This is a genomic window from Rhodococcus sp. KRD162, from assembly GCF_017168335.1.
Taxonomy (GTDB): Bacteria; Actinomycetota; Actinomycetes; order Mycobacteriales; family Mycobacteriaceae; genus Rhodococcoides.
The window spans coordinates 1-11,079 of the sequence record NZ_JABFAU010000086.1 but is presented as its reverse complement, the minus strand read 5'-3'; the positions used below and the strand labels follow the sequence as shown (position 1 = coordinate 11,079).

The window sequence follows — 11,079 nt, the reverse complement described above, 5'->3', positions numbered from 1 at the left end:
GGGGATAACAGTGCAGGACAACATTTCCGAATGGACCGTCGTACGGAACGACGAGGAACAGCATTCGATCTGGCCGGCGAAGAGACCATTGCCGCTGGGTTGGTACGAGGTTGGATTCACCGGTGACCGTGAGGCGTGCCTGGATCATATCGAATCGGTGTGGACCGACATTCGCCCTCTGTCGCTACGCCGCGCGCTGGGGGTGGCATGATGACCGTCCTCGATACCGTCTCGCGAGTCCCTGCGGCACTGGCCAGGACGCTCGTGGGCGATTTCCTTCCGTTGACGATCGACATCGAGCGTTCGTCCGGTTCCTACCTCTGGGACGAGACAGTCGGTCGACCGGTCCTGGATATGGGGATGTTCTTCTCGTCATCCCCGCTCGGCCACAACCCCACCCCCCTCGCACATATCGAAGCCGAGCGAAAGCTGTTGGCAGCAGCCAGGATGAAGCCCTCGAACCCGGATTTTGCATCACTGGTCCTGGCTGATTCCGTCGCTACTTTCCGTCGCCTGCTCATGCCGGAGGACATGCCACATCTCTTCTTCATCGACGGTGGAGCGGCTGCGGTCGAGAACGCACTGAAAGTCGCCTTCGACTGGAAGTCGCAGCGGAGCGGGGTCGACGAGGCGAATCTGCAAGTGCTTCATCTTCGTTGGGCGTTTCATGGTCGCAGCGGCTACACCATGTCTTTGACCAATACCGATCCGGCGAAGACTGCGCGGTTTCCTAAATTCGACTGGCCCAGAATCGATGTGCCGGCTCGCGGTGAGGACGGTGGCGACGAGGCGGACCGAACAGATCTCAATGAGGCCGAACGTCGCGCACTCGCCGAGATCGAAGCGATTCTCGTGGCCGACGGTGAGAAGATCGCGTGTTTCGTCTACGAGCCCATTCAGGGGGAAGGCGGCGACCGGCATCTCGGTGCTGCGTTCCTTAGGGCGGTGCAGTCGTTGTGCGTCCAGTACGACGTCCTCACCGTCGCAGACGAGGTCCAGACCGGTGGTGGCGTCGTCGGCTGCCGTTGGGCGCACGAGGCATTGGGGCTGCACCCCGACTTGGTGGCATTCGGCAAGCGCATGCAGGTGTGTGGGGTCATCGGTGGTCGTCGCGTCGACGATATCGACACCAATGCGTTCGCCGTGCCAGGACGTATCAGTTCGACGTGGGGCGGATCGCTGGTGGATCTGGTGCGCTTCGCACTGCTCTACGAGTACATCGCGCGTGAGAACGTCATCGAGCGCGCGGCGGCCATGGGCCCCTTCATGCGCGCTGGGCTCGACGAGATGGTGAGTTCTTCGGGTGGTCATGTCTTTTCGGCTCGGTCGCGGGGCTTGTGGGGTGCGGTCACACTGTCCTCACGGGAACTGCGCGACGCGGTGCTCCAGACCGCGTTGAACGAATTCGACACGGTACTTCTGCCGTGCGGAACGAGGTCGATTCGTTGGCGTCCGTCCTTGCTGGTCACCGAACAGGAGTTGACGCTCTCGCTCGACGCAGTGTCTCGGTCGTTGACGATGGTGGGGCACTCGTGACAGCCTTCGTCGACGACCTCGCGTTCACCGGGATCTCGAAGCGATTCGCGGACCGTCCAGTGCAGCTCTGCGTGGATGGTGAACTGCGCGTCGGCGCAGTCGAACAACGGAGCTCACAGGTCCGCGAGGCCTTGACGCGTGCCGGCGTCGGCCGTGGCCACGTCGTCGCAGTGAAGGGCCGCCGCGACTCCTGGCTGCTGCCGACATTGCTGGGCATTCTCGGTGCCGGTGCTGCATACACGGTCATTCCGTACAACAGTCCGCAGGCCGTCGAGGCGCAGCTGCTTGAGACCGTCGAGCCCGCCGCCATCGTGGTCTGGGAAGATCTGCATCCCGCGGCGTGGCGTGGACGTCCGTCGGTCGCGCTCAGCGACGGCGTCGTCGCGCTGTTCGGTTCGTTCCTGCCGGCTTCCCCCTCACCACGCAGCATCGACGACCCCGCGTACATCATCAGTACGTCCGGAACCTCGGGCACGCCGAAAGCCGTTCTGGTGCCTCACCGAGCGGTGCTCGCATTCCTCGACGCGGCAAGCGAAGTCGTCGATCTGTCGACCTCCGATGTGGTGGCAGCGCGGTCGTCCGCTGCCTTCGACCTGTCGGTGTGGGAGCTGTTCGCATCGGCGGTGGCAGGTTCTACTGCAGTCCTCGTCGTGGAAAGTGTTGCGGCAGAAACTGCTCGGCTGCATGAGCTGCTCGCACAGACAGGCGCATCCGTGCTCTCGACCACACCGTCCGCTGCGTATCAACTCGGCGCACACGATGAGGCGATCGGTGGTGGGCTGGCGCTGCGACAGTTGCTCGTGGGCGGCGAGGCATCCGATGGCGGCAGGCTTGCCGACGTCATGGCCGCACCGTCTTTCGACAGGTGCGCACTGGTCAATTGGTACGGCCCGACCGAAGTCACGGTGTCGTGCACCGGCGGCGAACTCGTCGAACAGGATCTTGCCGAGCCGAGGGTATCGATCGGTCCAGCACTGCCGGGTGTGCAGACGACGGTATTGCCGGTCGCGAGTGGTGCCGGTTCGGTCGAGGGTCTCGGACAGCTTGCTGTGGGCGGTGCCCAGCTCGCGCACGGCTACCTCGGGAACCCGCGCGCGACCGCAGCAGCATTCGTCCCGGACCCGGCCGGTCATGGTGACCGGTTGTATCTCACCGGGGACATCGTCGAGATTGATTCCGACGGCCGCTTCGTTTATCACGGCCGCGCCGACGACCAGGTGCAGTTGCGGGGATACCGGCTCGAACTGAGCGAGGTGGAACGAGCGATTGCATCGGTGCCGGGGATCCGGTGGTCCCACGCGACTGTCGGTGGCACGGACCTCGATGTTCTCGTGGCGTATTTCGCGACGTTCGTCGGTACCGATATCGATCGTGCGGAGCTGTGGTCGCAGCTCTATCGAACCCTGCCGCGGCATGCAGTGCCCGCCGCCCTGGTGAAGGTCGTCGATGTTCCGGTGACCGTCGGCCAGAAGTTGGATACCGCGAAGTTGCCTCCGCCGGTGATCACCGACTTCGCTGCCGGTTCGACTGCGAGTAGGGCACCGGAGACCGCTACCGAGGAGCGGCTGTTGACGCTGTGGCGACGTCTGCTTGGAATTGACGAGATCGGTACCGATCATCACTTCTTCGCGCTGGGCGGCCACTCGTTGTTGGTCGCGCGCATGGTCAACGGCATATCCCGTGAGTTCGGTGTGCGGTTGCAGTTGGCGGACGTAGTGGATGGATTGACCGTGCGCGAGATCGCGTCGGTCGTGGACAGGGAAACGAATCGTCTACCGGTCGGTGCCTCGGCGTCGAGCCGCGGACAGGAGGAATTGTCATGGTGACCACCAGTGAAAGGCCCCCGATCGAGGGCACGAGGGGCAACGGCTCGGTCCTGGAGCGTTGCGCGGGGGTGGCCAGGTGGAGCTACCGTCACCGTCTCACAGTGCTTGCGGGGTGGCTTGTAGCTCTGGTGTTGTCGGCCGGGGCGTACGTGGGCCTCGGCATGTCCGAGTTGTCCCCGGCGGAGGGTTTCGTCGGCGAGTCCGGTGTGGCGGAGCAATTGGAGGCGGGCGCAGACTTCCTGTCCTCTCGCACCGAAACGATTCTGGTGCAGGGTAGCTCGGCGCAGGACTCCGATCGCATCGCGGACCAGCTGGCCGCGGCGCTGGAGGGAACCGCGCAGGAGCCACCCGAGAAGTTGACCGCTTCGGACGGGGACCAGCGGGTTCTGCAGGTGCTGCTGCCCGAGGAGCAGGCATCGCCGTCCGAACGCGTTCAGGGAATCGAATCTGCGATCGAGACCGCCCGGCAGGCCAACCCGGGTGCTGCCATTTCGGCTACCGGGCCCATCTCGGTACAAGCCGACGTCACCACCAGTTACGGTGAGCGATTGATGTTGCTGGAAGTACTCAGCCTCCCTGTCACCGCTGTCGTGCTGTTCCTGGTGTTCGCCGGTTTCGTCGCGACGCTGATTCCTCTTGTCACCGGCCTCGCCGTGGTGGCATTGGCCATCCTCTGGAGCGGGCCGACGTCGCTGTTGGTGCCTATGGAGAGCAACCAGATGAGCGTCATTCTGCTGATGGGACTCGCTCTGGGAGTGGACTATTCGCTGTTCTTTGTCAGACGCGCCCGCGAGGAGTTCGCCCGGTCGGGTGACGCCGACGCGGCCGCGATGATCGCGGTATCGATGACTGTACGATCGGTTCTGGTGGCCGGTCTGGTGACCGGTGTGTCGGTGATCGCGGCGTTCCTTACCGCATCGCCTATCTTCCACTCACTGACCCTCGGCATCATTCTGGTCGTCGTCGCAGCGATGCTCGCGTCGATCACCTTGCTCCCGGCGCTGTTGGCGCTGGGACGTCGAAGAGTCGTCAAGCAGTTGTTCGGCAAGGCTCCGGACGATGCAGCGGAGGAGACCGGGTTCTGGGCTCGCCTGTCGAGCGCGGTCGTCAGACGCCCGGTGCCTGCGCTGCTCGCAGGACTGGCCGTAATGGCCCTGTTGGCAGCACCGGTCGCGACCATGAAGTTGCAATTTCCGGGAACCGACAGCATGCCGCGCACTTTCGAGACCTTGCGCACACTCGACGACGTATCGGAGCAGTTCCCGTTGTACGGCGTCAGCCACACCGTGGTCACCGAGACCGGCGGGAACGTCGCACGTGCTTCGACGGTCCTCACCGACATCGCCGAGGACGCGGCAGGGCTGCCCGGGTTCGACGGTCAGGTGCGTGACGTTCAGATCTCCACGGACGGGTCGGTGGCGCGCATCGAGATCGGCACCGACGCAGACGGTATCGATGCGCAGTCCGCGAAGGACTCTCTGAACGAGTTGCGGGACAGCATAGTTCCGAAGTTCGCGGGTGATCGAGAGGTTCTCGTCGGTGGTGAGACCGCGGTAAGCGTCGATGTTTCGAAATCGACCGCGCGTGATCTGCTGATCGTCATACCGATAGTCCTACTGGTCGCCTTCGCTCTGATCTACCTCGCGTTCCGCAGTGTCGGGCTGGCCGCGCTGAGCGTGGGCCTCAACCTCCTGTCGGTGCTCGCGTCCTATGGCATCCTGGTGCTGCTGTTCCAGTACGGCTGGGGTGCACAGGTGTTCGGTTCGGAGTACGTCGGTCCGGTGGTGACGCTGCTGCCGGTGATGATGCTCGTTATTCTCATCGGCCTGTCGATGGACTACCACGTGTTCATCCTCACTCGGGTGCGTGAAGCATTCGCTGGTGGCCTCGGCGTCGAAGATGCCGTCCGCCAGGGCGTGGTCCGGTCCGCGCCGCCCGTCACTGCAGCTGCGGCTGTGATGGTTGTGATCTTCGCGATGTTCACGCTGTTGCCCACGCCAGAGATGAAGCAGCTCGGTGTGGGTCTTGCCGCGGCAATAGCGCTGGACGCGACTGTAGTTCGTGGAATTCTCGTTCCAGCCGCGTTGCGTCTGCTGGGCGCGAATGTGTGGAAGCGCTCGCTCACGGGTGCAGGCCACCACTGACCGAGCGAGTTCACGGCGATGAGGAGTCCGACAACGATGAACACCGGGATGAGAGCTGTCCGACAGACTGCAGCGGGGGTTCTGATGTCGATGGCTGTTCTTCTCGGGCTCGTGCCCGGTCCGGCCGCCGCGGCGACGATATCGGCATCCGATCTGCAGTCCGCCGTCGACGATTGGACCACGGAGATCGGTGCTCCGGGCATGTCGGTGCAGATCGTCGATCGAGAATCGGTGTCGGCTCGAGTATCGAGCGGGGTCGACGGCAACGGTGTGCCGGTCGACGCGGCAACGCCGTTCGTGTGGGGTTCGGTATCCAAACAATTCACGGCGGCCACCGTGGTGGGACTGGAGCGGCAAGGTGTCCTCGAAGCGTCGACCCCCGTCGTCGATATCGTGCCCCAGGCGGCTGGGATGCTGGCCGACCAGAGGGTGACCGTCGATGATCTGGTGCACCACACGAGCGGGTTGCCGCACGACATCACAGTCACCGATGATTGGTCTCGCAGGGATTCGGCCGCCGACGCTGTCGGAACCATCTCGGAACCGGCCGGGACTACCGAGCGTGGCTCATTTCGGTATTCGAGCCTGAACTACATGCTCTTGCAGGCAGTGGTGGAAACTGTCACCGGAGAGTCGTTCGCCGACGCTCTCGACGCGGAAGTGCTCGCGCCGGCCGATACTTCTGCGATCACCGATCCTGCGCAGTTCACTCGGGACGTTCCACCGGGCCACGTGCCGTTCTTCGGCACGGCCCGTCCCATCGACGTGGGAGTCGACTCGGCGGGGCTGGGATACGGCTACCTTGCCGGTACCACCGAAGAGCTGGGGCGGTACGCCTCGTGGCGTTTGGGTGAGCTGCAGGACGGTGAGGATGCGGCCCCCGAGGTGGACACCGGTGAGGGGACGGAGTACGGCGACGGGTTGTTCAACGAAAACATCGACGGTCAGGACGTGTGGTGGCATTCCGGTGCCGTGCCGGGCTTCTACACCTATGTTGCCTTTGTGCCGGGATTGGACAAGGCAATGGTGTTGGCCACCAACCGTTACGGAGAGATCGAGGCGGAGCGTATCGCCGCTGTCGGTCGAAATCTCACAACGCTCGTCATCGACGGCACAACCACCGAGCTGCCGTCATCGGCGGCCTTGGCCGTATTGGGAGGGATTTTCACTGTGGTGGGGATACTGCTGGCCATCACCGTGTGGGTCACGGTCCGGTTGTTCACCGGACAAGTTCGTAGGCGCTCGCTCGGTGGAGCGGCCGCGCGCATCGCGATCACCACGGTGCTCGGTGGGGCAGTACTGATCGGCAGTTACATCGGAGTGCCCTCTCTCGTCGGGGCGTCGCTGCCGGTGATGGCCTTGTGGGCACCTGATGTCACTCTGGCGTTCTGGATTCTGCTCGGCACAGTATTTCTCGCGTCTGCACTTGTGGTGACCGATCAAGTGGTCAATTTCAGCAGACAGACTCAGCCCACTGGGTAGCTACGGCCGCACTGATCCCCGGCCGCGGAGCCGGGGATCAGCGTCGGTCGCGTCGGTGATTACTTCGCGGAGACTCGCACCAGTTTCTTGTTCACGAACTCGTCCATGCCCCACGGTCCCAGCTCACGCCCTACGCCGGAGCGCTTGACGCCTCCGAAGGGCAGGCCGGGCAGCGTGGTGCCATGCTCGTTGACGAAGGCCATGCCCACCTCGAGTTGCTCTGCCACGTCCCGGGCCTTGTCGAGGTCGGCGCTCCACACCGAGCCGCTCAGGCCGTACGGGGAGGAATTGGCCAATTCGATTGCCTGCTGCGGGCTTTCGACCTTGTAGATCACGCCGGCCGGCCCGAACAGCTCTTCGCTGTACGCCCGCATGTCCGGGGTGACATCCGTCAGCAGCGTCGGTTGCACGTAGGCACCCGGTCCGTCGATCTTCTTGCCACCGGTCAGCACTGTTGCGCCCTTGGCGACGGCGTCGTCGATCTGCTCGATCAGCGTATCGGCGGCGGTCTGGGAAGACAGTGGGCCGAGGGTGGTTTTGGCGTCCAATGGATCGCCCGTCTGCACGGCCTCGAACGAGGCGGTGAGTTTGGTGACGAACTCGTCGTAGATGTCCTCGGCGACGAGGATGCGCTTGGCGGCGTTACAGGCCTGACCTGCGTTGGAGAGCCGCGCTCGGGTCGCGGATTCGACGGTGGCGTCCATGTCGTCGGAGTCGAGCAGGATGAACACGTCCGATCCTCCGAGTTCGAGGACCACCTTCTTGAGATTGCGTCCGGCGGTCTCGGCGACGGAGGTCCCGGCCCGCTCGCTGCCGGTGAGCGAGACGCCTTGCACGCGTGGGTCGGCGATCATGTCCGCAATCTGCTCGTTGGTGGCGAAGATGTTGATGTACGCGTCCTGGGGAAGTCCGGCTTGCTGGAAGATCTCCTCCATCAGCAGAGCCGACTGCGGGCAATTGGGTGCGTGCTTGAGCAGGATGGTGTTGCCCACCATCAGGTTCGGGCCGGCGAACCGGGCCACCTGGTAGTACGGAAAGTTCCACGGCATGACGCCGACCAGTGCGCCCACCGGCTTACGCTGCAGCACAGACTCTTCCGCGCCTGGGACGTCGAGCTTCTCGTCTTCGAGCAGCGTGGGTCCGTTGTCGGCGTAGTAGCGGTAGATGCTCGAAGACAGCTCCACCTCGCCCTGGGACTCGGTGAGTGGCTTACCCATTTCGAGGGAGATGCTTCGGGCCAATTCGTCCGACCGCTCGGTGTAGAGGTCGGCTACTTTGTGCAGGATGTCGGCGCGGTGCTCGGGGGAGGTCTTGCGCCAGGTCTGAAATCCGGCGTGTGCGTCGGTCAGCGCGCGCTCGACTCCGGCTGCGTCGAGGGTCTCGAATTCCTTGACAGTTGTGCCGTCGGCAGGATTGACAGTTTTGTAGGTTGTCATGCTCGGTTCAACGGTCGGGGAGGGGGTTGTTGTTCCGATTCGGGCAAATCGGATGCTCCGACGGTGGTCAGGAGAGCGGCAGTCGCAGGTAGCGAAATCCTTTGAGCGCCCTACTGGTCGGTAACTTGGGCGCGGTGAAGGAGTGATACCCCACTGGCACGCACAGCGCAGGGTTCAAAGATTAAAGTCGAGGATGGACGCATCCAAAAGACGACGTTGAAACTGAGGCAAAGGCGAAACATGACAGCGAAGAAGCCGACCATCATCTACACCCTGACCGACGAGGCGCCCATGCTGGCGACTCACGCGTTTCTGCCGGTCATACGTTCTTTCGCCAGCGCGGCCGAGATCAGCGTCGAGTCGAGTGACATCTCCGTTGCGAACCGCATCCTCGCCGAGTTCCCGGATTACCTCACCGAAGACCAGCGGGTGACGGACAACCTCGCGGAGCTGGGCAAGCTGACGCAGCAGCCGGAGACCAACATCATCAAGCTGCCGAACATCAGCGCTTCGGTTCCGCAGTTGCTCGCGGCCATCAAGGAACTGCAGGACAAGGGCTACGCGATTCCCGACTTCCCCGGCAACCCGAAGACCGACGAGGAACGCGAGATCCGCGAGCGATACACCAAGTGCCTTGGCAGCGCGGTCAATCCTGTTCTGCGTGAGGGGAACTCGGACCGTCGCGCGCCCAAGGCGGTCAAGGAATTCGCGCGCAAGCACCCGCACAGCATGGGTGAGTGGTCTCCCGCGTCGCGTACCCACGTCGCGCACATGCGCCACGGCGACTTCTATCACGGCGAGAAGTCGATGACCGTCGAAGGCGACCGCGAAATCAAGATGGAGCTGCTCACCGAGGGTGGCGAGACCATCGTCCTCAAGGAGAAGGTGTCGCTCACCGACGGCGACGTCATCGACAGCATGTTCATGAGCAAGAAGGCGCTCATCGAGTTCTACGAAGAGCAGATGGAGGACGCCTACAAGACGGGCATCATGTTCTCCCTGCACGTCAAAGCCACGATGATGCGAGTATCGCACCCCATCGTCTTCGGTCACGCCGTCAAGGTCTTCTACAAGGATGCCTTCGCCAAGCACGGTGACCTGTTCGAGGAACTGGGCGTCAACGTCAACAACGGACTGTCGGATCTGTACAGCAAGATCGAGACCCTCCCCAGCGCGCAGCGGGAAGAGATCATCGACGACCTGCACAAGTGCCACGAGACTCGTCCGGAGCTCGCGATGGTCGACTCGGCGCGCGGCATCTCGAACTTCCACTCGCCCAGCGACGTCATCGTCGACGCGTCGATGCCTGCGATGATTCGCAGCGGCGGCAAGATGTGGGGCGCGGACGGCCGTCCCAAGGACACCAAGGCAGTCAGTCCCGAGTCGACGTTCTTCCGCATCTACCAGGAAATGATCAACTTCTGTAAGACCAACGGCCAGTTCGATCCGACCACGATGGGCACCGTGCCCAACGTCGGGCTGATGGCGCAGAAGGCCGAGGAGTACGGCTCGCACGACAAGACCTTCGAGGTTCCCGCAGGCGGCGTCGCGAACATCACCGACCTGGCGACGGGCGAGGTTCTGCTGACGCAGGACGTCGAAGAGGGCGATATCTGGCGTCTGTGCATCGTCAAGGATGCGCCGATCCGCGACTGGGTTGCGCTGGCTGTGCGACGCACCCGTGAGTCCGGAATGCCGGTCGTGTTCTGGCTGGACCCGTACCGCCCGCACGAGAACGAGCTGATCGGCAAGGTGCGCAAGTACCTGAAGGATCACGACACCGAGGGCCTCGACATCCAGATCATGTCGCAGGTGCGTGCCATCCGATACACGATGGAACGCCTCATCCGCGGACTCGACACCATCTCCGCCACCGGCAACATCCTGCGTGACTACCTCACCGACCTGTTCCCGATTCTCGAACTCGGCACCAGCGCCAAGATGCTGTCCATCGTTCCGCTGATGGCAGGCGGTGGACTCTACGAGACCGGTGCGGGTGGCTCGGCCCCCAAGCACGTCAAGCAGCTCATCGAAGAGAACCACCTGCGCTGGGATTCGCTGGGCGAGTTCCTGGCCCTCGCAGTCAGCCTCGAGGACTTGGGAACCAAGACCGGCGACGCCAAGGCGACCATCCTCGCCACCGCACTCGATTCGGCCACCGGCAAGCTGCTCGAGAACAGCAAAGGCCCGTCGCGCTCGACCGGTGAGCTCGACAACCGCGGCAGCCAGTTCTACCTCGCTCTCTACTGGGCGAAGGAACTCGCCGAGCAGACCGAGGACGCCGAGCTGGCCGAGCACTTCGCAGCACTCGCGAAGACGCTGTCGGAGAACGAAGAGAAGATCGTCGCGGAGATGAACGAGGTCCAAGGCAACCCCGTCGACATCGGTGGCTACTACTACCCGGACTACGACGCCACCGCCGCGGTGATGCGTCCGTCCAAGACCTTCAACGAGGCTCTGGAGTCGGCGAAGCAGTAGTTTTCTCTGGCTCACCTCCCCATGGGATGAATGGTCCATTCACGCGCCCAGGGCAGTTTCAAGTGATGGTTGCAACACAGCTCCTGACCTGAGGAGATGTGGAGCAGATGTCCCGACGTGTCATCCCGAACCGAGCAGAGATAGTCGCTAGGTTCCATGCCATGCGAGATTCGGGCG

General features: G+C 63.4%; 7 protein-coding genes. 6 read left to right on the top strand and 1 reads right to left on the bottom strand.

Annotation, left to right across the window (positions count from 1 at the left end; all coding sequences use genetic code 11):
- Positions 1 to 10 precede the first annotated feature (10 nt).
- From J1M87_RS27745 to J1M87_RS27725, 5 genes are read left to right on the top strand one after another with little or no spacing between them, the layout of a single operon-like run.
- Positions 11 to 211, top strand: coding sequence for an MbtH family NRPS accessory protein (locus J1M87_RS27745; RefSeq protein WP_307830937.1), 201 nt, complete (start codon positions 11 to 13; stop codon positions 209 to 211).
- Positions 211 to 1,536 (top strand): aminotransferase class III-fold pyridoxal phosphate-dependent enzyme, encoded by a 1,326-nt coding sequence (locus J1M87_RS27740; protein WP_241257536.1) that lies wholly within the window; start codon positions 211 to 213, stop codon positions 1,534 to 1,536. The genes J1M87_RS27745 and J1M87_RS27740 overlap by 1 nt, the downstream gene beginning before the upstream one ends.
- Positions 1,533 to 3,362 carry a non-ribosomal peptide synthetase gene (locus tag J1M87_RS27735; RefSeq protein WP_206492861.1) on the top strand — a complete coding sequence of 610 codons (1,830 nt, stop codon included), beginning with the start codon at positions 1,533 to 1,535 and terminating at the stop codon, positions 3,360 to 3,362. Before J1M87_RS27740 ends, J1M87_RS27735 begins: the two co-directional genes overlap by 4 nt.
- Entirely contained in the window at positions 3,356 to 5,506 is a 2,151-nt protein-coding gene (locus tag J1M87_RS27730; protein ID WP_206492860.1) for an MMPL family transporter, read from the top strand. Before J1M87_RS27735 ends, J1M87_RS27730 begins: the two co-directional genes overlap by 7 nt.
- 36 nt (positions 5,507 to 5,542) lie before the next feature.
- Positions 5,543 to 6,988: a beta-lactamase family protein gene (locus J1M87_RS27725; RefSeq protein ID WP_241257535.1), complete on the top strand. Its 1,446-nt coding sequence runs from the start codon at positions 5,543 to 5,545 to the stop codon at positions 6,986 to 6,988.
- Positions 6,989 to 7,047: 59 nt separating this feature from the next.
- Here the strand turns inward: J1M87_RS27725 and J1M87_RS27720 are convergent, their stop codons facing one another.
- On the bottom strand, positions 7,048 to 8,424 hold the full coding sequence (locus J1M87_RS27720; RefSeq protein ID WP_206492859.1) for an NAD-dependent succinate-semialdehyde dehydrogenase: 1,377 nt from the start codon (positions 8,422 to 8,424) through the stop codon (positions 7,048 to 7,050).
- A 240-nt stretch (positions 8,425 to 8,664) separates the two neighbouring features.
- Between J1M87_RS27720 and J1M87_RS27715 the strand changes: the two genes are divergently transcribed.
- Positions 8,665 to 10,902, top strand: a complete 2,238-nt coding sequence (locus J1M87_RS27715) for an NADP-dependent isocitrate dehydrogenase (RefSeq protein WP_206492858.1) — start codon at positions 8,665 to 8,667, stop codon at positions 10,900 to 10,902.
- Positions 10,903 to 11,079 lie beyond the last annotated feature (177 nt).